General features: G+C 47.0%; 23 protein-coding genes. All 23 read right to left on the bottom strand.

Going from position 1 to position 26,149, the window contains the following annotated elements:
* Positions 1–605: 605 nt before the first annotated feature.
* Complete coding sequence (locus tag WH45_RS02890) at positions 606–4,673, bottom strand: S-layer homology domain-containing protein (protein WP_082096501.1); 4,068 nt, start codon at positions 4,671–4,673, stop codon at positions 606–608.
* A 231-nt stretch (positions 4,674–4,904) separates the two neighbouring features.
* Positions 4,905–6,032 carry an MraY family glycosyltransferase gene (locus tag WH45_RS02885; protein ID WP_046212855.1) on the bottom strand — a complete coding sequence of 376 codons (1,128 nt, stop codon included), beginning with the start codon at positions 6,030–6,032 and terminating at the stop codon, positions 4,905–4,907.
* Between the two features lie 113 nt (positions 6,033–6,145).
* Positions 6,146–6,904 (bottom strand): WecB/TagA/CpsF family glycosyltransferase, encoded by a 759-nt coding sequence (locus WH45_RS02880; protein WP_046212854.1) that lies wholly within the window; start codon positions 6,902–6,904, stop codon positions 6,146–6,148.
* A 6-nt stretch (positions 6,905–6,910) separates the two neighbouring features.
* Complete coding sequence (gene csaB / locus WH45_RS02875; RefSeq protein ID WP_046212853.1) at positions 6,911–8,089, bottom strand: polysaccharide pyruvyl transferase CsaB; 1,179 nt, start codon at positions 8,087–8,089, stop codon at positions 6,911–6,913.
* Positions 8,062–10,089, bottom strand: coding sequence for a DUF5693 family protein (locus tag WH45_RS02870; protein WP_046212852.1), 2,028 nt, complete (start codon positions 10,087–10,089; stop codon positions 8,062–8,064). The genes csaB and WH45_RS02870 overlap by 28 nt, the downstream gene beginning before the upstream one ends.
* A gap of 222 nt (positions 10,090–10,311) precedes the next feature.
* Positions 10,312–12,027, bottom strand: a complete 1,716-nt coding sequence (locus tag WH45_RS02865; protein WP_046212851.1) for a phospho-sugar mutase — start codon at positions 12,025–12,027, stop codon at positions 10,312–10,314.
* A gap of 66 nt (positions 12,028–12,093) precedes the next feature.
* Positions 12,094–12,531 (bottom strand): 3-hydroxyacyl-ACP dehydratase FabZ, encoded by a 438-nt coding sequence (gene fabZ / locus WH45_RS02860; protein ID WP_046212850.1) that lies wholly within the window; start codon positions 12,529–12,531, stop codon positions 12,094–12,096.
* A 230-nt stretch (positions 12,532–12,761) separates the two neighbouring features.
* Entirely contained in the window at positions 12,762–12,911 is a 150-nt protein-coding gene (locus tag WH45_RS23065; protein ID WP_082096499.1) for a DNA-directed RNA polymerase subunit beta, read from the bottom strand.
* A 142-nt stretch (positions 12,912–13,053) separates the two neighbouring features.
* Positions 13,054–13,911, bottom strand: coding sequence for a flagellar hook-basal body protein (locus WH45_RS02855; RefSeq protein WP_046212849.1), 858 nt, complete (start codon positions 13,909–13,911; stop codon positions 13,054–13,056).
* A 36-nt stretch (positions 13,912–13,947) separates the two neighbouring features.
* Positions 13,948–14,829: a flagellar hook-basal body protein gene (locus WH45_RS02850; protein WP_046212848.1), complete on the bottom strand. Its 882-nt coding sequence runs from the start codon at positions 14,827–14,829 to the stop codon at positions 13,948–13,950.
* A gap of 97 nt (positions 14,830–14,926) precedes the next feature.
* Positions 14,927–15,925, bottom strand: coding sequence for a rod shape-determining protein (mreB, locus tag WH45_RS02845; RefSeq protein ID WP_046212847.1), 999 nt, complete (start codon positions 15,923–15,925; stop codon positions 14,927–14,929).
* A gap of 350 nt (positions 15,926–16,275) precedes the next feature.
* Positions 16,276–17,640: a UDP-N-acetylglucosamine 1-carboxyvinyltransferase gene (gene murA / locus WH45_RS02840; protein WP_046212846.1), complete on the bottom strand. Its 1,365-nt coding sequence runs from the start codon at positions 17,638–17,640 to the stop codon at positions 16,276–16,278.
* Positions 17,641–17,937: 297 nt separating this feature from the next.
* On the bottom strand, positions 17,938–18,186 hold the full coding sequence (locus WH45_RS02835) for a DUF1146 family protein (RefSeq protein WP_046212845.1): 249 nt from the start codon (positions 18,184–18,186) through the stop codon (positions 17,938–17,940).
* A 387-nt stretch (positions 18,187–18,573) separates the two neighbouring features.
* Entirely contained in the window at positions 18,574–18,990 is a 417-nt protein-coding gene (locus WH45_RS02830) for a F0F1 ATP synthase subunit epsilon (protein ID WP_046212844.1), read from the bottom strand.
* Between the two features lie 33 nt (positions 18,991–19,023).
* Positions 19,024–20,424, bottom strand: a complete 1,401-nt coding sequence (atpD, locus tag WH45_RS02825; protein WP_046212843.1) for a F0F1 ATP synthase subunit beta — start codon at positions 20,422–20,424, stop codon at positions 19,024–19,026.
* 94 nt (positions 20,425–20,518) lie between these two features.
* Positions 20,519–21,388, bottom strand: coding sequence for an ATP synthase F1 subunit gamma (gene atpG / locus WH45_RS02820; protein ID WP_046212842.1), 870 nt, complete (start codon positions 21,386–21,388; stop codon positions 20,519–20,521).
* A 194-nt stretch (positions 21,389–21,582) separates the two neighbouring features.
* Positions 21,583–23,094, bottom strand: coding sequence for a F0F1 ATP synthase subunit alpha (gene atpA / locus WH45_RS02815; RefSeq protein WP_046212841.1), 1,512 nt, complete (start codon positions 23,092–23,094; stop codon positions 21,583–21,585).
* 19 nt (positions 23,095–23,113) lie between these two features.
* Complete coding sequence (locus WH45_RS02810) at positions 23,114–23,659, bottom strand: F0F1 ATP synthase subunit delta (RefSeq protein ID WP_046212840.1); 546 nt, start codon at positions 23,657–23,659, stop codon at positions 23,114–23,116.
* Positions 23,656–24,141: a F0F1 ATP synthase subunit B gene (atpF, locus tag WH45_RS02805; RefSeq protein ID WP_046212839.1), complete on the bottom strand. Its 486-nt coding sequence runs from the start codon at positions 24,139–24,141 to the stop codon at positions 23,656–23,658. Before atpF ends, WH45_RS02810 begins: the two co-directional genes overlap by 4 nt.
* A 113-nt stretch (positions 24,142–24,254) precedes the next feature.
* Positions 24,255–24,479: a F0F1 ATP synthase subunit C gene (atpE, locus tag WH45_RS02800; RefSeq protein WP_017810975.1), complete on the bottom strand. Its 225-nt coding sequence runs from the start codon at positions 24,477–24,479 to the stop codon at positions 24,255–24,257.
* Positions 24,480–24,629: 150 nt separating this feature from the next.
* Positions 24,630–25,421 (bottom strand): F0F1 ATP synthase subunit A, encoded by a 792-nt coding sequence (atpB, locus tag WH45_RS02795; RefSeq protein WP_046212838.1) that lies wholly within the window; start codon positions 25,419–25,421, stop codon positions 24,630–24,632.
* A complete protein-coding gene (locus tag WH45_RS02790; protein ID WP_046212837.1) occupies positions 25,414–25,827 on the bottom strand; it encodes an ATP synthase subunit I in 414 nt (137 codons plus the stop codon). Before WH45_RS02790 ends, atpB begins: the two co-directional genes overlap by 8 nt.
* A complete protein-coding gene (locus WH45_RS02785) occupies positions 25,820–26,065 on the bottom strand; it encodes an AtpZ/AtpI family protein (RefSeq protein ID WP_046212836.1) in 246 nt (81 codons plus the stop codon). Before WH45_RS02785 ends, WH45_RS02790 begins: the two co-directional genes overlap by 8 nt.
* Between the last annotated feature and the right edge of the window lie 84 nt (positions 26,066–26,149).

Below are 26,149 nucleotides of genomic sequence, written 5' to 3'. Positions count from 1 at the left end.
ATTCGCCAATCGAAACCCGCAGTGTCCAAAAGTATTATACATTGCGTCAATGATGCCGTAAAGACATTTTTTCACATTGAGATTGTTGAAAAGTTCCATTAGGGTTCATGTTCATTCAACAACCTGCCAGCATGTGTTTGCTGTCGTTTCATCAGGTTCATATATGTAGACGCATGTTTTCTCTAAAAGTTGCGGTTCTTCCAAAAAAAGTTTCGATTTTTTAATCAAATTCTGTTTTTTGGCTCAACCTTGTTAATTTTACTACACTTTTAGCAGAAACACCAATTTGTCTACCCTGACTGACTACTTTTTGGTAACTATAGTAGTACTAAACAGCTTGGATACTGTTTAAACAGGTTGGGAGCAGTTATTTCATCGAATCATTTGCTGCTTCCAAAACTATAGACGCAGGGGGTTGCGAAAAGGTTGCAGATGTTGCAAAAGAATTTTTAGTTTTTTATTCTCTTATTTAAGATCCACTTATAAAAAAAGCATTTAATCATTTAAAAAAGGTACATGCTTGCTGCTTCAAGGCTATTTAAACATGCAAAAGGGAGTACCTGATCAACCAGGTACTCCCTTTAAAGTATTGATAAAAGATAGTCTTACATCTTAGGCAGAAGCTTTTGTCCAATCATGACTCTGGCCAAGATTACATCCGTATCCGAGCGCAGCATTTTGGCTGTTGGATCATAAGTGTAACCTTTGCTTGCATCGTTAGGATCAATTGCCGAACCGGTAATATAACCTTTTTTCGCTACAGCAAGTACAGAAGCACGGGCATAGCGGTCAATGGAGTTAAAATCTTTAAAGTATTTAACGAGACCTTTATTAATTTTGTCGATATCGGTCTCCAGTTTGAGATTGGTAGCACTCGCAATGATAACAGCTGCATCCTGACGAGTAATATTGTCACCAGGGCTGAATACCTGAGGATCTGTACCACGTACAAAGCCTGCACGAGCTGCTGTCTCGATATAACGGAAATCATAAAGTGCATTTTGGGTAATCGAACTCATGTTGGTATTCAAATCAATGAAATGTTTGGTACCTTGATAGTTCAGCGGGATCTGCAAGGCTTTTACAATGGAGCGTACAAATTCTCCGCGTGTAATATATTGATTAGCACCAAAAGCAGTATCCGGATCTGTAGCATTCATAATTCCTTTGGCAAACAAAGTCTCCATATAGTTACGTGCATAGCTATGCTGAACGATATCATTATAAGAATAGCTAAGCTTGGCTACTACATAGTATCCGAAACGATCCAATGGTACAGTAACCGTACGTTTGGAAGCATTGACCACTCCACCAACGTTATCCCATTGTTTCAATTCAGGATCAAAGTAGAATACTGTTACAAGTTTACCTGCATCTTCAGCCATGTCCGAAAGGTAGGATAATGTCATTGTTCCCCGCTTGGAAGGAACCAATTCATTGTCCGGGTCACGATTGTAGAAGCTTGGTGCTACAGGATCACTAGGGAAAGTCACTGGTTGATACGGATTTTGACCATCTTTGATGGGATCAAACTTTTTCCCTGTAGAAATATCATCCGCAATACCTGGATCAATCCAGTAAACATCACTTGCTTTAACAAAATGAGAATTAAAGTTATTCACAAAATATTGTCGCCCAATTGTATATTGCTGCTCTACACCAGGTTTAGCATCTTCAAAGTTATAACGATCAGTAACACCATCAGTGCTATTTGCAATAGCAAACAACAGATTATGATCAGTAAATACTTCTGTTTTCAGCTTTTCCGCAGTATCCGTATCACGACGAACCAGGCTGGTACCTGAAGGGAATTTGAGTGATAATTTTCCGTCAAATACTTTGGCAGAGTTTTTCATTTCCTGCATGAATTGTGCACCTGGAATGTTCGTAGGCACATACTTGACTACTACCGTGTCTTTGAAAGTCTCATCACCGATCGTTACAGTAACCGGTATCTTTGTTTCTTTATTAGCTTTAAGATCTTTGACAGTTACTCGATATGCATTTTCAAATTCTGGAGTACCATCACCATTCATATCAAAAGAAGTTTTCTCGGCCTTAATTTTATTAATAGTTACTGCAGTAGCATTCTTGGAGTCAACAATTACATCAATAAAGTTGCTGTTCGTTACTTTTTGCGCAGTTAATGGTCTTACAATATTATAAGTGCCTGTCAAAGGGTCAACTTCCACCGTAGCACTAGCTGTTGGACCACCATCACCAGCGTTATACACTGTAAAACTGAATACTACAGGGCTATCTCCCATAGGTTGATTTCTTACGATAAATGCAAATGATTGCTTGTCATAGTCATAGTAAACTGTCAGACGATCCACAGTAGTACCTGAAGAGTTAATTACATCTCCTGTGGGTTCTCCATTTTTCATCCCTGTAAAAGTATTGGACAAGTTCCAAGTTAATGTTTTTCCTTCAGAGTCCACAACCTGAAGTTTATAATTTGTCTTGGTTGCTACTTTGCTTAAGTTTGCTTCTACTGATGTTTTGTCTTTCCCAAGATCCAGGAAATCAAATGTACCATACAAGTTAAAAGCTTTTTCTTTTGTTGTATAATTTGTACCACTCATCGGGAAATTCTCATTATCTTTTGCTTTAGGTGGTGCGTCACTTCCGCCGCTATACTTGAATGGGAATATTCCCAGATTGCTATCAGCAGGAATAACCGGAATGTCTGTAGGAACCAGATTTATTTTAATTGTATTTTCATAAGTTGTTTTCGAAGAACTCAGCACAAACTTCACTGTGTTCTCTCCCGAGAACATCGCCTTATAAGCAGTAGCACTATTGCCTACTTTGAAATGAAACTTGTCCCCTACTTGCTCCAAAGGTACCAGTGTATTATTGATATAGAAGAAAACAGTCTGTCCTGCTCCGCTATATACAATATCAGACTCATTAGCTACGTTGACAATCTGGCCTTTAAATGAGTCCAAGGCACCTTCGATTACACTGGTAGCCACATTTGTATCATTTTGGCCGTACTGTACAACCTGGCTATCGTAAGCTTTGGTATAACTAACATAAGGACCATACAAGAAATTAACCGTTGCTGTCACAGCCGAACTTGTTGCTGTTCCTTTTTTAGCGGTGAATGAGAGTGTAGTTGTTCCATTTACCGATACATTGGTCAATTTATATAGAATTTTTTGTACATTGGTTCCTGCCCCTTGAGAGCTGATTGGGGTAAGAGTAACTGCAACATCTTTACCACTGGCATCTTTGGCTGTAGTAGTAATTGTAGTGTCACTATCGCCATTTGCAACCAACAATTCTACTGCTGTTGGCAAAGAAAAGATGCTAGCGCCATCCAGAGCGGTACTGCTCAATCCTGCTGCCTGGGTATTACTAGTGGAAGCTGAATAACCTGGCAAGTAATTCACTTTAGTAATATAAGGAGCGGAACTGTCACGCAGTGTGAATCCCAGACTGCTTGTAGAAGCAGAACCACCTTTTAATTTGATCGTTACATCTACACGCTTGCCGTATTCAATCCCTGAAACCCCGGGAATGGTATACTTCATTGTCATATAGGCTGAAGTACTTTCTGCTGCAATCTTTTCTGGTGTAACAGATCCGGTCTTCGTTACTCCGTTTGCAAGAGTGTATTCAATATAATCGGTAAGAACAGGCTCACCTGCAGTTGTTAAAGGAATTACCACTTTACCTGTAATATCTACAGTACCTTTTCCATCAGCATCAGGAGCTACACTCACATCCGGATATGTTGCCAAGTCTGCTGAATTAGTAGTACCTTTTACTGCATAAGTGTCATAAAAAGTAGTTTTACCATTAAAGAAAGTCACTTCACGATAGGTAACCAATTTTTGAGTTCCATTGATCACTTGAATTTCCAAAGTGTTCTTTCCACTGATCAAAGTAAGTGGCGCTACTGTAAACTGATAGCTGTTTGTACTTGATACGTTAGCCGTTCTGCTTGCACCGCCGTTTACAGATACAATAACCTGTTTGGCATTCGGTGCCGAACCTGACAAAGCAATACTCGCTTTATCCTGTCCAAAGCTGATTCCACTCTGGGATGCTTTTAATACTGCAGGAACATTTTCGTTCAGTGCTACAGTATCGCCATCCAATGTAGCGGACAGGTTATATACTGTTGGGCCATCATGATAATCGAAGTAAATCGCTTCGTTAACTGTGTTTCCGCCACCAGCTGGACTGGCTGAGAACTCGACTTTATTCAAACCGGAGTATAAAGGAATATCCGTTACAGTTATCTTGGAGTTACTAATTGTATAATTTGTTAACCCTTTATTCTCATTGGAGGAGTCCTCCACATATTTGTCTCCGTTTTTATATACACGGACTACTCTATACTTGATAGTACTGGCATTTACACCGTTAAATGTACCACTAATTGTAACACGGTTATCTCCAACCACATGTGGTGATGCAGGATCATAACTTTCGTTCGGGAAAATAAAGAAGCTCGCTGCCTGGGCCGTATTTCCACCAATCCCCTGCGGCAAAATACCAACCAACAAGACTACCGCCATGAGCATCGATAGTATTTTCTTCAAAATAATGTTCCTCCTTTTATTCCGGTCACCGCTCCAACTCTTTTTGGCGGGCTTAACCTGTCTACCTATTTTATCGGCAGATGCAACCCATATTTTAATAAAAACAGGAAATTCCATAAAAAAGCTCTCTTCCCGGAGGAAGAGAGCTTAGGATGGTGCGATTCAACTGTACCTTATTCGCTTATTCGGCTGCCATTATCTATGATTAACCATAGCCATTACAGGAGCTTTATTTCTTGTATATATTATATAGAAGAAACTCGATCAAGCGATTCATTTTAAAATGGAAATGTCGGTTGTAGCAAGAGTTGAACTACCATCAACCAACCATTTTCCAGTACTCATTGTCTAGGATTTGCTGCCTCTGGTCGGATCAGGTTTGACCCGCAGGCGTGCAATCAGACTGAGCAGCGGGCGTCTTGTTTTACCGACAAGACCAATCAGCTCGGCACCGATCTGCATCACGAACATCATGATACAAATGACCGCGAACGTAACCCAGTTGGCTTCATTCAATGCAGCCGACGATTGGATAATCGCCAGAACACCGAAGAATGCTGCAATACCGTAAATCATTAATACGGTCTGACGATGGCTGAGTCCCAGTTCGCGCAGACAATGATGCAGATGACCTTTGTCTGGAGCGAAGATCGGCTTTTTATGTACCCAGCGGCGGATAATTGCAAAGAATGTATCGGATAGTGGAACACCGATAATGATCAGCGGTGTAATAAAGGACACCACCGCGATCTGTTTGAAACCAAGCAGTGACAGCATGGCCAGACTGAAACCGAGGAATAAAGAACCGGTATCCCCCATAAAGATCTTGGCCGGATGGAAATTGAAATACAGGAATCCGATAATGGCACCCAGCAGCAGTACACACAGCAGCGCTACAGGATAGTTCCCCATGATCAGTGACATGGTGAAGATACTGCCGATCGCAATCGCAGATACTCCGGCTGCCAGACCATCGAGTCCATCAATTAGGTTAATCGCATTGGTTACGCCAACGATCCAGAAGATCGTAAGCGGAATGGAAATCCAATTTTCGAGTGAGAAATAGTTATCCTGAAAAGGAATATCCACAAAATCAACTTTGATACCGTATCCGAATACTACTGCACATGCAGCAATGATTTGTCCTAATAATTTAACTTTGGCAGATAATTCAAAACGGTCATCCAGCACTCCGATCAGTACAATGATCGAGCCGGCCGTAAAGAAAGCTTTCATAAAGTTAGCGTCGCGTGCAGGAAGATCAAAAGGCAAAAATGGTAGGACTGCAACGAATGCAATCGTAAATGCCAGGAAAATCCCGAGTCCGCCAAGCCGCGGCATAATTCGTGTATGCACTTTGCGGGCATTGGGAACGTCTACTGCTCCGATTCGAATTGCAAACTTTTTGACGAGTGGTGTGAGTGCCAGCGCTAAGGCGAGCGCCAGGACAAACCCGATAATACAAATAGTTAACATTTTGCTTTTCGACCCCCAATTTATCTCACGGAGCCAATTATACTCCGTTCGAATCTAAACACCAAGCTTTTTTTAAGAACTTTTCGACAAAAATGCATAGGAAATTCAAGGGATTACTGAGCTTTTACTACGCTTTCCTTGTCTTTAAGCACTTTTAGAGCAAATTTGGGAAGAACAAGCATCCGTTTATAACGATAAGGTTCTTTCATCAGGCGATAAAACCATTCCATCCGCATTTTCTGAAACGCTACTGGTGCGCGCTTCGCTTTGCCTGAAATGATATCGAAGCTGCCGCCTACGCCCATCATAATCGGTACACCAAGTTCCTGCTTATACCTGCCAATCCATGGCTCCTGCGTATCTGCACCCCTTGCTACAAAAAGCAGATCCGGTGCTGCTTCCCGAATACCGGCGATGACTTCCGCGTCCTGGTCCGGTCCGAAAAATCCGTCTCTGTATCCGGCAATCACAATGCCAGGATATAAACTTTGTAACCGGGCGGCTGCAGCCTGAATCACTTCGGATGTCGAGCCAAGCAGATAGACCTTCCAGCTGTGCTTTTGACCGACATCCAGCAGTCGGTGAAGCAGATCGAATCCAGTCACACGTTCAGCCACCGGTTGCCCGCAGGTAGAAGCGGCCCATACCAGGCCTGCACCATCAGGAACAAGCAGTTCGGCATTTTTCATAATATGCATATACTGCGGCTGCTCCAGTGCTGTCATGATCATGATCGGATTAGCGGTAATGATTTGATGAGGCTTGCCTGTGCCCACGATGGACTCCAGGTAGCTTACGGTATCATTCATATTCAGTTTGGATACATTCAGACCGTAAATTGGCACGGTCGGAATAGATTGGATTTGATTCATTTGTTATCACCTTTTGGCCAGAAAATATTGAGCTATAAAATGAGCCGGTCTGGCAGCATCCTGTTGTAGTGCCTGAATAAGCGGTAATTTGTTATGTTTCCATTCCTGCTCATGTTCCAGCAAGTATACCGCGTCCTCCACCAGACGTGAAGGTTCGGTAACCGAGCTCGTACCTGTTGGCTTGATCTGCATCCGGTTCAGGAACTGATCAATTTTGGGATCATAGGAGATACCCATTAGCGGGACGGACTGTGATGCTGCATAGATCAGACTGTGCAGTCTCATACCGAGCAGTACATTACAGCGGCTTACTTCAGCCAGCATTTGCTGTGGATCGGTGACCTGCTCAACTGTACTGATTATACTACCATTTCCGCTAATGTCTCCAATTTTATCAATTACATAGCGTGAAGCCTGTTCGTCATCCGGCAAGTGGAACGGCAGAAAGCGCAGATGAACCGGACGCCGGGAACTCAAAATTTTCAGCCCTTCGGCAATTCCATCCAGTTCGCGGCGCTGCTTGTCCCAGAATCGGACTGATATACCGATAACCGGAACCGAAGCGGCTGTGGTATAGGATGTGCCGGTCTCTGCAACATTTCCATAAGATCCGTTGCTGTCGGATGATTGTGCAGCAGACATATTCTCCGGTAAAGGAAGGCCCATTACCGGGTCGGCTACCACTTCGACAGAAGAGACATCAATGCCCATTTTGCCCAGCAATGCAGCCGATTCCTGATCACGTACGGAAATATAGGCACTTTTGCGAAATACATTGCGAATCCATTTGAAAAAGAACGGGCGCTGTACCGGGCCTACGCCCTGGGCGTAAATAAATACCGGCTTGCGTACCCATTGGGCGATATGGACAATGCCCAGATAATACGGGATGGTGAGCAGTCCGGTCGAATCCTGCAGCAGACTGCCGCCGCCGCTGATCAGACCATCACTTTCCTTGAGCAGCTGGCGAATCTCGCCCAGCTTCATCCGCTGAACGGAACGGACACCATACATACGGGATGTCCATTCCGGATCATTGGACAGGACTACCGGTACGATCCGGATGCCCTGCTCTTCTTCCTGGGCTGCCAATGAATTCAGTATGGATTTCAGGACCGCCTCGTCACCGCTGTTGCGGAAGCCGTAATAACCTGAGATTACGATTTGAACAGAGACGGAAGCCATTTTTTCCAACACCTTTCAATGATTTGCCAGATTACAATTGCAACCAGTCCCAAGATCAGACCGAGTCCCATACCCAGCAGACCGCGGGACAGGGAAATGAGCACAGGCGAATGGATATGGGCAAATGTGTCTACCATCGACAACTGACCGATTGAAGCAATGATCAGAATATAAATGGCATGACGATACTTGGCTGCAATGAACACTCCAGCGATGAACAGCGGATGTGCCATCAGGAACTCCTTGTTACGCGGACGGACATTGAACAATCCTTCCAAAGCGTTACGGAACTGCATTTCCAGTGGAGACACCGCTCCGGCATTACCTGTACGCTCCAGATAATAACGGCCGACGATAAATACGATGCCAAGCACGATAATCCATGTCAGAGTAACCGGCGATTTGAGCAGCTTGCGAACACCTGCAAAGCCGAACCCTTCCTTGCCGTGATAAAAAGCAATATAGATGGCCGTCAGCGCAATCGGTGCAAAGTGCAGCAGACTAACGCCGCGGAATTGATTGATAACGAGCTGGTACGTAATATCATCCAGCAGACCGATAATGAACAGTGCTCCGGTCAATGACCAGAAGGATGTAATAATGAATAGTACCACTGCCTGAATAACACGTTTGCCTGTTGACAGGTTATGTCGGGACTCATACAGACGGTCTACTTTGCGCACGGCATAAATCATGGCAATCGTAGGAATACTGATCGCTGCCAGCAAGGCGACTCCCTGCTCCAGCAGCAGTGCTTTGTGAATCAGGATTAATCCGGCGCTGCCGATCAGCCCAAGCACAAAAGCGATCAGTGTCAGTCGACGTACAAAGTAGTACACCAGCAGTGAAATGGCTGCGATGGCTCCAATCAGTACGAGCAGTTTCGCATAGCGCTCCATGGCAAAGCTGCTAACTTCGCGTGCCACAGCCGGACCAATGGTAAAGCCATTTTGCTGAATATCCTGTATGGCATTGCCGCCAGCCTGAAGGCTGTTAATGACATTATCAATGGAATTCGTCATTTTCGCTTTGGTGGTATCACGAGATACTGCCAGATTCAGGTACATCATACGGATATTACGGTCTTTGCTGGCCAGTACGAAACGGTCAGCAACAGTAATCGGATCCAGTTGGGAATCTCCCTCACTCAGTGAATAGAGACGAACCACATTATAATCGTTTAGATAAGCCAGCTTGCTGAAACCTTCCTGAGGCGCTTTGAGGTTCTCAATTGCTGCAATAGCGATATGATGCTTTTTGAGCAGTTGTGCAAACCCGGTAATGCTCTTTTTCTCAATATCATCATTGAATCCTGTGACGGTACTGCCATCGAACAGAATGGTTTTCACACCGTAAGCAGTAAACTGATCGAGCAGTCCGCTCAGCATCGCCTGATTATACGGCAGTGCATCATTCAGACGCGGAACGATCTGGAAGCCCATATCATGCAGGGTCTTCATCGTGATGGGGTCCGGATCCAGCGGTTTGAGTCCCGCATCATCCGGTGACGTCTGAATCACTACCCCCGGCAGTCCCTGATACGACCAGGAAGACACCGGAATACTCAATGAACCGAACACTCGCTCAAGAACAGGCTTCAACATCTGCGCGTTCTCTTCATTGGTGAACTGGACATATGTAAAATTTTCGTTGAGTGGAATCGCCTGATCTTGGAGATTAGCCACATCCGCAGAACTATACACATGAATTCGTTGTGAGGTTTGCAGTTCACTCAAACTGCTCTGGTATACAGCTGCCGATCCAACCCCTGCATCTTTGAGCCGCTGTAATTGCTGTTGGATATAATCCTGGGGATGAGGCTGATACGACGCAATAGTAATCAGATTACGATAATTAAATACAAACTCCACATTTTTGGACGTTGCTTCTGTCTGGATACGATTATAGGCAATCGGCAGGGAAGCCACCATACCGAGAATTACGAGTATCCATAACCATTTTGCAGAAGCGTTGTTCCAACGCTGCCATTTCTGAACCACTAAAGTACCTCCTTAATAAGATCGTCATGCCGGACTCCCCGCTGCTGACAGCCGGGGGCCAAACATAACGAATGGTTCCGCTGCTCAGATTGCACCTGGCAGCGGAACCCCTTCATTCATCTGCTTTATTATATACTGTACGTCAATCAAGTCCTACTACAAATTCATGAGAAATTGTACTTTTTGCTGCGGACTTGGCGCAAATTCAATCACTACGAGAAATTATCCGTCGACGCGGCTCATTACAGCCTGCTTGAGAGTATTCATGCGTGCTTCGGAGTCAGCCTGGGAATCACCGCGTACAGCAAAGTACACTTTGATTTTCGGCTCTGTACCGGATGGACGCAGGCAGAACCAGGAACCATCGGCCAGCATAAATTTCAATACGTTTTCTTTTGGCAATCCGTTCAGTCCTTTGGAATAATCAAGGGCTTCAGTTACCTGAACACCGTTGATCTCGGAAGGACTGTCTGTACGCCAGCTCTCCATAATGCTCTGGATTTGAGCGACACCATCTTTACCTTTGAGCGTACGGGATTCCAGACTTTCCTGGAAGTAACCAAACTGCTCATAAAGTTCCTGCAGTACATCATACAGCGTCTTGCCCTGCTGCTTGTAGTAGGCAGCCGCTTCACTGATCAGCAGTGCTGCAACAACGGCATCCTTGTCGCGTGCATAGTTGCCGGCCAGGTAGCCATAGCTTTCTTCATAGCCAAACAGGAAAGTATGCTCGCCCGTCTCTTCGAACTGGTTCATTTTCTCACCGATATATTTGAAACCGGTTAGTGTATTGTACACTGTCGCGCCATAATGTTCGGCAATCGCTGCACCCATTTCGCTGGTAACGATCGTCTTCACCACTGCACCGTTGGAAGGCAGTTTGCCCTGCTCCTGCAGCTGGCTCAGATAATAGTGAATCATAATTGCACCGGACTGGTTGCCTGTCAGTACGAAATATTTGCCGGAAGGATCCTTGACGACAGCACCCATACGGTCGCTATCCGGGTCGGTACCAATCAGGATATCCGCGCCTACTTTTTCACCAAGCTCAATAGCCAGTGTAAACGCTTCGCGCTCTTCCGGGTTCGGAGACTTAACGGTACTGAAGTTGCCATCCGGCTCCTGCTGCTGCTCTACGATCGATACGTTGGTAAAGCCCAGACGCTGCAGACCTTCACGCACCGGACGGTATCCTGTACCATGCAGCGGTGTATATACAATCTTCAGGTTTTTGCCGGCTTCTCCCTGCAGCAGTTCGCGGTTTACGCTAATGGATGTAACTGTATCGAGGAAAGCTTCATCCTCTTCACTGCCCAGCCATACGAGCAGTCCCTGACTTTCCGCTTCTTCACGGCTAATACGTTTGATATCTGCAAATGAAGCTACTTCGCGAATGTTGCTGATAACCTGCTCCGCTTCATGCGGAACGAGTTGGCCGCCACTTGCATTATAGACTTTGTAGCCGTTATATTCAGGCGGATTGTGACTGGCTGTAATAACGATACCGGCTGTTGCATGCAGGTGACGCACAGCAAAAGACAGCTCCGGCGTAGCACGCAGCGACGGGAACAGTTTGGTCACGATACCGTTGCCTGCCAGTACCAGGGCAGCTTCCAGAGAGAACTCGGGAGAGAAGTGACGGGAATCATGTGCAATCACAACGGACGGTTTTTCCGTTCCTTTATGTACAGACAAAATGAATTCCGCCAGTCCCTGCGTCGCTCTGCCTACCGTGTAAGAGTTCATACGGTTGCTGCCTGCTCCGATGACGCCGCGCAGACCACCTGTACCGAATTCCAGATCACGATAAAAACGGTCTTCCAGCTCTTGTACCTGTCCGTCTAAGCTTTGCAATTCCTCTTTGGTTTTCGCATCGATTGTCGTATCATTCAGCCATTGATCCAAATTGCGTTGTGCCTGTTCACTAAGGGTTGTCATTATATCCTTCCTTTCTCCACTCGAATATATTTTCTCAATCCAATATCGTTTTATTTATCTCACTGTTCAGGCATTATCCCGCGCAGTGAGTGCAAACATAATCTCGCCTTCGACCACTACATTGCCGTCTACGGTAGCAACAGCACGTCCTTTGCCAATCGAAGCTTTCATGCGGGTAATCTCCACTTCCAGATGAAGTGTATCTCCCGGCACAACCTGGCCACGGAAACGAACATTATCGATTCCGGCAAACATCGCCAGCTTGCTGCGGTTCGCTTCCACTTTGAGAATGGCAGCTGCACCCACCTGGGCGAGTGCTTCAACAATCAGTACACCCGGCATGACCGGATAACCCGGGAAATGGCCTGCGAAGAAAGGCTCATTGATCGTTACATTCTTGATCCCGACAGCACGCTTGCCTTCTTCCAGCTCCAGAATGCGGTCTACCAGCAGAAAAGGAGGGCGGTGCGGAATGATTTCCTGAATTTCTTGTACATTGTACATGGACAGTCTCCTCTCATTTTCCATTATTATAGATTCTCGACCCATATAATGGAATATATCTTTTGGGCATATTTCATTTGCTGCCAGTATGATATATCCATTTATACTCCCATATCATATGTAAGCAATTTTCAGCCATTTTAAGCATCCCCATCATTATAACGGTTTCGGCATAAAAAATAAAACTCCTGCCAAGGCAGGAGTCTCTTCTGTATTAACTCATTATTCTCTTAGGGTGCAAAGATAAGCTGGAAAATATGCGCCCATGTCTCCGGGTACAATATATCCGCTATGCTTTTGTGTCCCAGAAGTGCATAGCCTACGATCATGCCGAGTAGAATCGCTACGACAAATCCGGCAATCGTCAGCATAACACGCATGGTTTTGGTTCCCGCTGAACTTGGAGAAGGGGCTGGCTTCTTCTCCCGTTCTTTTGGTTCAGGAGCAGCCGGTCTTCGGGTTAGCTTTTTGTTTGGAGCTACTTTCTGAGTCTTAGCTGCTTCCTGAATAGCGGAGCGGCGACTAGCCACGGAGCGTATTGGTCAGGTTCATCATTTGATCACTGGATGTAAGGGCACGCGCTGCCAGCTGATAAGCGCGCTGCACTGTCATCATTTCCGTCATTTCATTGCTGAGGTCCACGTTGGAACCTTCCAGATAGCCCTGACGAACTTCTGTGGCTGCGGACATCTGTCCGATCACGTTAGCACGTTCCTGATTGGCCGGCAGTACGAACAGATTGCCGTCCATCTGCTGCAGACCTTCCGGATGGGTAATCCGGTCAATCTGGATACGCTGCGGAACAATAGTTTCTCTGCCTGTGTTAGGATCCACTGTACGGGTACCGACAACCGTTACTTTTCCGTTGCCATCTGTAGAACGAATGACACCTTTGGCATCAATATCGATCTGTGTCTTGGCGGGTACTTTGATCGGTTGGCCGTTGTCTCCGAGCAGCAGATAACCCTGATCGGTTGCCATATAAGCGCTCTTCGGATCATTGGCTACAGGAACATAATGAAATGATCCTTCACGTGTCCAGCCCTGCTGTCCATCGACGCTTACTGCAAACATTCCGTCTCCCTGGATCGCCAGGTCGGTCGGATTCTGGGTATTCTTCAGCGCACCCTGGGTCATATCCATCGTTACATCACCCATGCGGGAACCAAATCCGATGTTATAACCAGGAGCGGTAACACGACCCGGCAGCTGTGAGGCAGCACCCGGCTGCTGTTTGACTGTGGTGAATACATCCTCAAACGTAGCCTGCTTGCCTTTGTAGCCTACCGTATCGGCATTGGCGATATTATCGGATACTACACCCAGCTTTTGCTGAATGCCGGTCATTGCCACCATTGCGCTGATCATGGAGTTATTCATTATTGGCCTCCTTTGCTTACGATCTATTGTGCTCTATTATACACGTCCGATTTCGTTGACGGTTTTCTCAAGACTCTTGTCATAAAATTGTACAACCTTCTGGTTGGCTTCATAAGCGCGCATCGCTGCTGTCAGATCGACCATGGAGGCCGCTGCATCCACTGTGGAGCCTTCCAGGTAACCCTGGCGCACTTCCACATTGTCGCCTGCTTCCAGCGCTCTTGCTCCGGCTGCCTCGGCATTGGCGATACGGAACAATCCATCACCGCTGCGGGACATCTGGCCTGGCTGTGTAACGACGGTAATACCCATACGTCCCACTTCATCGCCTGTTGCTCTCGCTGTAATTACACCGCGGGAATCAACCATGTAATCTTCCATGGAACCCTGCAGTACAATCGGGTTACCGTTCTCGCCAAGTACCTGGTTGCCAGTGGAAGTGAGCAGATTGCCTGCTCCATTCAATTGGAAGTTACCATCACGGGTATAGCCTGTTTCGCCATCTTTACCGGTTACTGCGAAAAAGGCCTGTGGACGATAGGTTACCGTGCCATTTTCCGCGATATATTTACCAGAAGCATCGAAAGGAATATTTTGTCCGGTGGCCGGATCTGCCAGATTAATCTCCGATACCAGGGCGAAGTCATCCAGTGCATTCGTCTGACGCACATCTCCCTGTACGTTCATGGAGATACTCTCTTCGGCCAGCACACCTGTATTCAGGCGGCCAATGTTACGGTTCGTTGCGCCATGGTCCCCGTCTGTCAGGGCAATCAGCATTTCCGGGAAAGAACGTTCAATGCTCTCTACCTGTTTGTAGCCGGGGGTGTTGATATTTGCGATATTTTGCGTCACTGTATCATGGCGGCGCTGTTGAGTAATCATACCAGAAGCAGCAGTATAAAGACCTCTTAACATTTCCGGATACTCCTCTCACGTTCTGAATCTAACCACAGTATTGCTATATGGATAAAAAAACCGTCATTTATGCATTATATGTTTTATATCGGCTGGGTCAGAACTTTTTTTTAGAGACTTTATCCAAATTATTTAACATAATTCCAGTTCCTTTGACAACACAGTGCATTGGATCTTCAGCAACCAGTACCGGAACATGAAGTTCCTGGGACAGCAGTTCTTCCAGACCATCCAGCAGCGCACCGCCACCTGTCAGGATAACGCCACGATCGATAATATCGGCAGACAATTCCGGTGGAGTCTGTTCCAGCACGACTTTGGCCGATGCCACGATGGACAGGATCGTATCGGACAGGGCAGACTGTACTTCATTGGCGGTAATGGTCACTGTCTTCGGCAGGCCCGTTACCATATCCCGGCCGCGGATATCCATCTCTCTTTGCGTTCCGCCCGGACGAACGGTAGCAATATTGATTTTGATATCTTCGGCAGTACGCTCACCGATCATCAGTTTATATTCATTTTTGATATGACGCATGATGGCATCGTCAAATTTGTCCCCGGCTACCTTGAGGGATGAAGAAGTAACAATATCGCCGAGGGACAGTACAGCGATATCACTGGTACCTCCACCGATATCAATTACCATATTGCCGCTTGGCTCATAGATATTCATGCCGGCTCCAATGGCAGCCGCCTTTGGTTCTGCTTCCAGAAACACTTCTTTGGCTCCACTGCGTTCGGCAGCTTCGCGGATTGATTTTTGTTCTACGGAAGTAATATTGGTTGGTGCACAGATCAGAATGCGCGGATGACTGTACCAGTTTCTCGCGCCCACTTTGTTAATAAAATACTTGAGCATCATCTCGGTTACTTCAAAATCAGCGATAACCCCGTCACGCAGCGGGCGGATCGCTACAATATTTTCAGGGGTACGACCGATCATACGACGAGCTTCTTCGCCTACAGCGAGAACGTGTTTGGTGTTTTTCTCCAGCGTTACCACTGAAGGTTCATTCAGAACGACACCTCTTCCTTTCACATGAATCAGTACGTTCGCTGTCCCCAGATCAATCCCGATATCCTTGCTAAACATGTCAAGAGCCTCCAAAAGTTGTATTTCCGGTAAAAGAGCCTCTTATCACCACACCGTCTGGGCGAATTCACCAATACAGCTGCCTGCATCCTGAGAACGTTACTATCTATAGTAGAATTCGCATTTCGTCCAAATGCTCAGATCGTCAAACTCTAATCACGGTCAATCTTTATTAAAATTAGCATACTTACCGGGTGTATTCAACGCCATTGTTCGTTATTTGCCGAAAATGACATTCATGTAACCATACAAAAAGCCAGACCTCGGAAGGTCTGGCTCTCTGTCTATTGTATATGGCCGATCTGACCGTCTAACATTAAACGGCCGGACAAGCAGGCTCAATGAATGAATTAGACGCCTGTTGGCTGTGCATTCAGCAGGGCAGCGCCTGTTGGCTTGGCATTGTCTCCCAGAGAAACCGTCTGCTCTTGCTCAGCTGCAGCCGTCTTGGTCTCTGTTTCTTCCAGACGCCAGATATCTGCGCCCAGACCGGACAACTTCTCAGCCAGATGTACATAACCACGGTCGATATGATGAGTGCCACGTACTTCGGTAGTGCCCTCTGCAATCAGACCTGCACAGATTAACGCTGCACCGGCACGAAGGTCGGTAGCGCACACTTTGGCGCCAACGAGGCTTGCATCTCCGGTAACAATCGATGTTCTGCCTTCGATGCGGATACCTGCGTTCATCAGGTTGAACTCATCGACGTGCATAAAGCGGTTTTCAAATACCGTCTCGGTAATGATGCTTGTACCTTCGGAAGCCAGCATCAATGCCATCATCTGTGCCTGCATATCCGTCGGGAAGCCCGGATACGGCAAAGTTTTTACGTCTACGGCGCGCAAAGGACGGTCTGCAATGACCTGAACCCCATTCTCATCAGGAATGATCTCCACGCCCATTTCTTCCATCTTCGCAATAACAGGACCCAGGTGGTCAGCAATCGCACCTTCCACATATACATTACCGCCAGTAATAGCAGCTGCTACCATATATGTGCCTGCTTCAATACGATCCGGAATAACCGTGTGTTCAGTCCCTTGAAGCTTCTCCACACCTTCAATCCGAATAACACCAGTACCGGCACCACGGACTTTGGCTCCCATTCCATTCAGGAAGTTTGCCAGATCCACGATCTCAGGCTCTTTTGCGGCGTTCTCAATTGTAGTAATACCTTCTGCCAGTGTCGCAGCCATCATGATATTCTCGGTTGCACCAACACTCGCTACGTCCAGATAAATCTTGGTACCGCGAAGTCTACCTTCGCATTTGGCTTCAATGTAGCCCTGTCCAAGATTAATCTCTGCTCCCATTGCTTCAAAGCCTTTGAGATGCTGATCAATTGGACGTGTGCCAATTGCGCAGCCGCCAGGCAGAGAAATGCGAGTATGACCCATACGAGTCAAGAGTGGACCCATCACCAGAAAAGAGGCACGCATTTTGCTTACCCATTCATAAGGCGCTTCGCATGAGGACAATTCCTGTGCGTTCACATGAATCGTCTCATCCTGGTATGTAACCACCGCTCCAAGCGATTCCAATACTTTGTTAATCGTCATTACATCGTCTAGGGACGGTGCGTCATGAATAATACTTACACCGTTTTCTCCCAGCAGTGAGGCAGCAATAATTGGAAGAACAGAATTTTTAGCTCCGCTAACTTTGACATTTCCTGTCAATCGCTTGCCACCGCGGACGATAAATTTGCTCATTAGGGTTCCCTCCGCGCGTCATTTTGCTTATCCGGCATAATAAAGGAGGAATCAATAGTATAACTGGCTGGCGGAGACAAGTTTGTCTTGATGCAATGCCATTCGTATATTATCTATTCGCTCGGTATTATAATGCCCTATTGCATAAATTTTGATTTTTAATATTTGGTATAGTAGTTGATTATCCTGCGGTCGTCTCAACATAGAGAGGTACACTGTTGCGCTGTTGATCTCGCATCTTCGGATGCAATAAACCGTGAAATAAGTCTAAAACACTTATAACCATCCTCTTTACATTCAAAACATAAATCGCAGAGACTGTGTCCACCGGATATAATCGAGCAAAAAGGCAGATACGAAATGCCCAAGCACAATGGCCAGCAGAAGTTGAAGCAACTTACCGGCAGCACTCTTGGGATAACGGATCAGCAGGTCCAGCTTTAAGTTTTGCAGTGCCCAAAATGAAAGACCGATGCAAAGAAGCGAGATGAAGATGGATAGCAAACCGTTTGCGCCGACAGCGGCTCCCGCATCTACTGTATTCATTTCAGCTCTTGCCCTCCTTACAAAGATTACTTAGCAATCAGCCTTAATACGGACTATTCTATAATACTTGCCCTTACCCAAAGAATCTAGTCCCAAATTTACAAAAATCACCGTTTTATTGACATAATCGTGTATTTACAGAAAATAACCAGCATTGGCGCTGTTTTTTTCTCATAACATGCATAAATTTACAGCATTAGGCGATCTATTTATATAGGTCGAAATACCTGACATCCTATCCAGAAAACGGCTGTTTTTGCCGATTGTCGCGTTTTAGGCACTAAAGAGGCTTGGAGTCAGACATCGCTAATAGTCATGGTTAGGCGATCGGAATAACGGCAATAACGCAAAGAGCCGGACCGCTTTGGACGGGCCGGCTGCATACGTTTATCTATTTTCACCTGATGACGATACCTTGATCCGGTTCATCGCCCGCTGCAGAGCAAGCTCTGCGCGACGGAAATCAGTGTGATCCTGACCTGAACGGTTGTTCAGACGACGCTCGGCACGCTCTTTGGCAGCACGTGCACGATCCAGATCAATCTCGGTTGCTTTCTCGGCACTGTCTGCCAGTACAACGACTTTATCCGCACGGACTTCGAGGAATCCGCCCTGGATAGCATACGTTGTACGCTGCTTGCCGGCCTGGAAGGCCAGTGGAGCGACTTTGAGCGGTGTAACCATCGGAATATGGCCAGCCAGAATACCCAGCTCTCCATCAATCCCGGTCGCTTTCAGCCGGTCTACCTGTTCGGAAAACACCAGACGTTCAGGTGTAACGATCTCCAGTAAAAACGTGCTCACTTTCATCCCTCCTCACGTTTTGCAGGCATCTGCTTACAGTGTTTTCGCTTTTTCCACTGCCTCTTCAATTGTGCCTACAAAGAGGAATGCTGCTTCCGGAAGGTCATCATGCTTACCGTCCAGAATTTCTTTAAAGCTGCGCACTGTTTCTTTTACAGGTACATAACATCCCTTGATACCGGTAAATTGCTCTGCGACGTGGAAAGGCTGGGACAGGAAGCGCTGGATCTTACGTGCGCGCGATACTGTCAGCTTGTCTTCTTCACTCAGCTCGTCCATACCCAGGATCGCGATGATATCCTGCAGTTCCTGATAACGAGCCAGAATGCGCTGTACGCCCTGTGCGACGTTGTAGTGCTCTTCGCCTACAACTTCAGGAGTCAGGATACGGGAGCTGGAAGCCAGCGGATCTACCGCAGGGAAGATACCCATCTCGGAGATTTTACGCTCCAGGTTCGTCGTTGCATCCAAGTGGGCAAACGTCGTCGCTGGCGCTGGATCCGTATAGTCATCCGCAGGTACGTAGATCGCCTGAATGGATGTAACCGATCCTTTTTTGGTGGAAGTGATACGTTCCTGCAGCTGACCCATCTCGGTAGCCAGCGTAGGCTGGTAACCTACCGCAGACGGCATACGTCCCAGCAGGGCGGATACTTCGGAACCCGCTTGAGTAAAGCGGAAGATGTTATCGATGAACAGAAGTACGTCTTTACCTTCTACATCACGGAAATATTCGGCCATTGTCAGACCGGTCAGTGCAACACGCAGACGTGCGCCCGGCGGCTCGTTCATCTGGCCGAATACCATGGCTGTTTTGTTGATAACGCCGGAATCTCTCATCTCGTGGTACAGGTCATTACCTTCACGAGTACGCTCGCCGACACCGGAGAATACGGAAATACCGCCATGCTCCTGGGCAATGTTATTGATCAATTCCTGGATCGTTACGGTTTTACCTACACCGGCACCACCGAACAGACCGATTTTACCACCTTTGGCATATGGAGCGAGAAGGTCGATAACCTTGATCCCTGTCTCCAGCATTTCTGCCTGTGTGGACAATTCGTCAAATTTTGGTGCTTCCCGGTGAATCGGGTTTTTGATTTCAGCGACAACTTCGCCCGCTTCATCGATTGGGTTACCGAGTACGTTAAATACACGTCCCAGCGTAACATTACCTACAGGTACAGAGATTGGACCGCCCAGATTGATTACATCCAGACCGCGTACCAGACCATCTGTGGAAGACATCGCAATACAACGGACAAGATTATCGCCCAGGTGATTGGATACTTCAAGCGTCAAGTCGATAACAATACCATTATCCAGTGTAGTCTCGACTTTGAGCGCATGCAGAATTTCCGGAAGTTGACCACGTTCGAACTCCACGTCTACGACCGGACCCGTGATACTTACAACGCGTCCTTTGTTCATTATCGTTTTCCCTCCTACTGACTTGCTGTATAAAACAATTGGTTTATGTGATTGCCCTATTGCCGTTCATAACTGCTGCCTATGTGTAGACCGATCAGTTCTGTGCGCTGGCACCTGCTACGATTTCCGTAATTTCCTGCGTAATGGCAGCCTGACGTGCACGGTTGTACACCAGTTTCAGATCGCCGATCAGCTGGGAAGCATTTTTCGTTGCACTGCCCATTGCTGTCATCCGTGCGCCCTGCTCACTTGCTTTACCCTCCAGAAGGGCATTGTAAATGAGTGTCTGTGCATAACGCGGCAGCAGAACAGCGAGTACATCTTCAGCGGAAGGCTCGTATTCATAGCTGGCTTTGACACTGACCTGTTCGGCAGTCTCCATAGCGTCCATCGGCAGCAGACGTGTCAGCGTCGGAACCTGAGTTAACGGATTCACAAACTGGTTATAACATAAGTGAAGCTCATCGTAACGTCCTTCTTCATATCCCTGTACAGCAGCCTGTGCGATCGTTTTGATATCCGCATAGGTCGGGAAATCGGACAGTTCCGTTACCGCTTCGGTTGTCGGCATACTGCGACGACGGAAGTAGTCGCGTCCTTTACGGCCGATTACGAATAACTCATACTGGTCTGTTGACGTATGACGTTTGCGTATTTCAGCAGAGACATGACGAAGTACGTTGGCATTGTAACCGCCTGCGAGTCCACGGTCGGAAGTAACGACCAGATAGGCAACTCTTTTGACAGGACGGGTATCGAGCATTGGATGATGAATCCCCTTGGTGCCGGAAGCGATACTTGCTACCACTTCACGCAGCTTGTCGGAATACGGGCGAGCCGATTGGGCTTTCTCCTGAGCTTTGCGCAGCTTGGAAGCAGCAACCATCTCCATCGCTTTGGTAATCTGACGGGTGTTCTGTACACTCTTGATCTGCCTTTTGATCTCACGCATACCTTTAGCCATATGATTTCACCACCTTGACCTTGAATCTACTTCAAAGCATAAGATTTGGAGCAGGCTTACCGGCGAATACTCACCGGACCTGCCAGATCCCGCTGCTGTTCAATCATCAGGCTGGATCGCATGATCTTGAACAGCCATGGATCTTATATTAAAGAAAAATAATGATTTATATATCCTGGTTACCGATCAGCGGCTCAGCTGGTAGCAAAGCCTTTTTTGAATGCGTTGATCGCATCAACCAGTGCTTTTTCGTTATCTGCTGTAATATCCTTGGTATCGCGGATGGATTGCAGAATGGCGTTGTGGTTGCTGGCCATGAATGCGAGGAACTCACCTTCAAAGCGGCGTACATCACTCACCGGAATATCATCCAGATGGCCTTTGACAGCGGTGTACAGGCTGACTACCTGTTGTTCAACGAGCAGCGGCTGGTTGACACCCTGTTTCAGGATTTCCATCATCCGTGCACCACGGTTCAGACGGGACAGCGTGGATTTATCCAGATCGGAACCGAACTGGGCAAATGCCTGTAGCTCACGGTATTGCGCCAGATCCAGACGCAGTGTACCTGCTACTTTTTTCATGGCTTTGATCTGTGCGGAACCACCTACACGGGATACGGAGATACCGACGTTAATCGCCGGACGCTGACCTGCATAGAACAGCTCGGATTCCAGGAAGATCTGACCATCTGTAATCGAGATTACGTTGGTCGGGATATAAGCGGATACGTCAGATGCCTGAGTCTCGATAAATGGCAGAGCTGTCAGGGAACCGCCGCCTCTTGCATCACTCAGTTTGGCTGCACGTTCCAGCAAACGGGAATGCAGGTAGAAGACGTCACCCGGGAATGCTTCACGACCTGGTGGACGGCGAAGCAGCAGGGAAAGTTCACGATAAGCAGCAGCCTGTTTGGACAGATCATCATAGATGATCAGGGCATGCTCGCCTTTGTACATAAAGTATTCGCCCATTGCACAACCTGCGTATGGAGCGATGTACAGCAGTGGAGAAGGCTCGGAAGCGGATGCTGTAACGACGATTGTGTAATCCAGCGCACCGTGACGACGCAGTGTCTCAACAACCTGTGCTACAGTGGATTGCTTTTGTCCGATCGCAACGTAAATACATTTTACGTTTTGGCCCTTCTGGTTGATGATTGCATCAATGGCGATAGCCGTTTTACCGGTCTGACGGTCACCGATAATCAGCTCACGCTGTCCACGACCGATTGGAACCATTGCATCGATCGCCTTGATTCCTGTCTGCATTGGTTCATGAACCGATTTACGGTCGATAACCCCTGGTGCAGCACTCTCGACAGGACGATATTCTGTAGCCGCAATTGGTCCTTTGCCATCGACTGGTTGACCCAGTGCGTTAACAACACGACCCAGCATTGCTTCGCCTACAGGAACCTGCATGATGCGGCCAGTACGTTTAACCTGATCGCCTTCACGGATATTGGTGTATTCACCCAGAATGATCGCACCGACATTGTTGGCTTCCAGGTTCTGGGCCATACCCATTACACCGTTGGAAAACTCAAGCAGTTCGCCGGCCATTACGTTTTGCAAACCATATATACGGGCAATACCGTCGCTTACCTGGATAACGGTACCGACTTCAACGACTTCAATATCGCTTTTGTATTGCTCGATTTGACTTTTTATCAATGTACTGATTTCTTCAGGTCTGATACTCAAGTCAGTCCCTCCTGTCTACTTATGCTTGTCTTTGAAAAGACTTTTCCAAACGCTCAAGCTTGCCTGAGATGCTTCCGTCATACAATGTGTCACCGATCACGACTTTGAGTCCACCGATCAGCTTCTCATCGATAAGGTTCACAACCTTCAGGCGCTTGCCTGATATCTGTCCGAAAGTGGCAGCCACTTCGGCCTGTTCCTGTTCACTCAGCGGATAAGGGGTATACACTGTAGCGTCTGCAACATTCAGCGTACGACTTACAATGTTGTTGTAGCTGCTCAGCAGTTCACTGAACACGCCCTGTCTGCCCCGTTCAATCAGCAGCAGGAGGGTGTTCAGCAGTACATCGGATACTTTGCCGGAAAGGACGTTCTTCAGTACGTTTTCCTTGTCCGTAAGCGATATATTCGGTGTAGCGATAAAGTTGCGCATCTCGCTATCCATTTCAAAAGCCTCAACGACCGCTTTCAGTTCCTGTCCTGTCTCTTCTACCCGTCCCTGATCGGACGCTGCGTCAAAAAGTGCTCTGGCATAGCGGGAAGATACTACCGAATCCCGGCTCATTGTCTGATCCCTACGTCTTTCAGGTAGTTATCCACCAGTTGTTCCTGCGCATTGGCATCGACTTCTTTTTGCAGCACTTTAGAAGCAATTTGTACAGAGACAGCACCGATTTCACTGCGAAGTGCAGCCACGGCTTTGTTTTTCTCATTCTCGATATCGCGTGCAGCCTCATCTTTGAGACGCATGGATTCTTCTTTGGCTTGATTAAGCAGCTGTTCCGTCTGGCTGTTGCTCGTCTGGCGAGCCTGCTCGATAATATCCTGAGCATCTTTACGAGCCTGCTGCAAAGCCGCTTTTTGTTCTTCTACATATTGAGTCGCCTGCTGGCGTGTCTGAGCTGCTTCATCCATTTGCTGTTTGATCAGCTCACGACGTTTTTCCATCACCGAAAACAACGGACCGAACGCATAGCGGTTCAACAACCAGTATAGGATCAAAAACGCAATAATAGTAAATACAAAACTGCTCCATACGAAATGCAATTCAGCTCACTCCTTCCCTAACTTCTGCTTCAATAATCATCCGTTACATCCTGTACGCTAAAAAGAAGGCGCGGATGGCTGTGGCCTTCCCCGCCAAGTGATTTGTATATTTCTTATGCTTGAGAGTAGAAAATGAACGCCAGTACCACACCGATGATTGGCAGTGCCTCTACCAGACCTACACCGATAAACATAAGTGTTTGCAGTGTGGATTTTGCTTCCGGTTGGCGAGCAACACCCTCAACTGTTTTACTTACGATCAGACCGTTACCAATACCTGCGCCAAGCGCACCCAGACCTACAGCGATTGCCGCTGCGATAAATGCTAATGCTCCCATGTGAAAAAATCCTCCTTAGAGATATATAAGTGATTGAATGTATATTGAGCCCGGTACGAAGGGTTATCCTAACTTCCGAACCTTGAAACCGATTGCCTTTAGAAACAGAACGCAGACTATTCAAACTAGCCTGTAATTACCGATAAAGCTTTAGTGATCTTCATCCGTCTCCAGCGACTGTGATATGTACACCATAGCCAGGATCGTGAAGACAAAGGCCTGGATAGTACCAACGAATATACTGAAACCCTGCCACACAACCAGACCGATAACCGACGCGATCGCGCCATACCAGACAGCCGACATTTTGAGCAGGACAGCAATCAGTACCTCACCCGCAAAGATGTTACCGAATAGACGCATACCATGCGTCAGCAGTTTGGACAACTGCTCGATGACATTGATAGGGAAGAAGAAGAAGAATGGTTTAAAGTAATGAGCGAAGTAGTGCTTTGGATTCTTGACGATACCCAGATAGTGAACGAGTACGAACACGATCAGCGCCAGACCCATTGCCGCAGCCGCATCGGCGGTTGGTGATTTCCACCATGCCACTTCCACGCCATGGCTTCCATTCGCGAGACCTTCCACAACCGGAGTCAGAGGATGTCCGAAGAATGTCGCACTTGCTGCATTGGTATAGTCGAATACCAGACCAAATGGCAGTCCCAGCATATTGCCGACGAAGATAAACATAATCAGCGTAATACCGAGTGAAAGGAATGGTCTTCCTTTTTTGTAATCCATCGTGCTGGTAATCAGCCCTTGAACGAATTCAACGACCCACTCCATAAAGTTCTGCAGCTTGCTCGGATTGTCCACGGAGAGATTACGGGTCGACAGCTTGGCCAGAATGAATACGATGGCACAAGTGACGATCAGCATAATCACAACCGACAAGTCAATTTTAAACCCCACGTCTATAATCGGTGATTCATGCATTTTTCTCACCCCTTTCATTAGCGGAGTTACGATCTTCATGGCGAGAAAGAATAAAACCGATTACGATTAGCGCGAACGGCGCAAATACGAGACTTCCTGCCAGAGCGTACATTTCAAACCATTGTGGAAATTTAACAGCAAGGATCACAGCTGCGACAGACACAGCTGCACGTTGAGAGAACCCGAGTCCCCTCTTTTTCTTTTCTCCATTTGCTGCTGCTTCAGTAATCAGACGTACTTTGCGAGCCAGATACTTGGTGTTCACGTAACTGACTGCGGAGCCTACAATCAATCCAAAGGCAATAGGACGATAATCCGGTAAGAGTGCAACTACGAGCAGGCAGATGGCCCAAAAAATAAAGGTGGTCCGGGTCAGCCAATATATGTAACCTGGTATTTCAGTCATTTCTTTCCCCCGTTATTTTCTGGATAATGATGACGATACTGACGATACCTGCAATCAGCCCCGCCAGCACTCCCAGACCTATGCCAAGTCCTGAATGATTCCACATTCCATCAAGCCAGGAACCAAACCAGAATCCGGCTAACGTGCATAGAGCCAGATCAACCCCGATTGCACTTACGAGGCCGACAGCCTTCCACGGCGATGAATCAGGTTTATTGCCTTGCGGTTCCTGTGTCATAGTATGTTCACCCTCAGAATCCCAGTTCATTGTACTGAATTGGCAAAGTCTTTGTCAAACCATCCACTTTATCGCATTAACGCG

The organism is Paenibacillus wulumuqiensis, from assembly GCF_000971965.1.
Taxonomy (GTDB): Bacteria; Bacillota; Bacilli; order Paenibacillales; family Paenibacillaceae; genus Saccharibacillus; species Saccharibacillus wulumuqiensis.
This window is presented reverse-complemented; position numbering and strand designations above follow the sequence as displayed.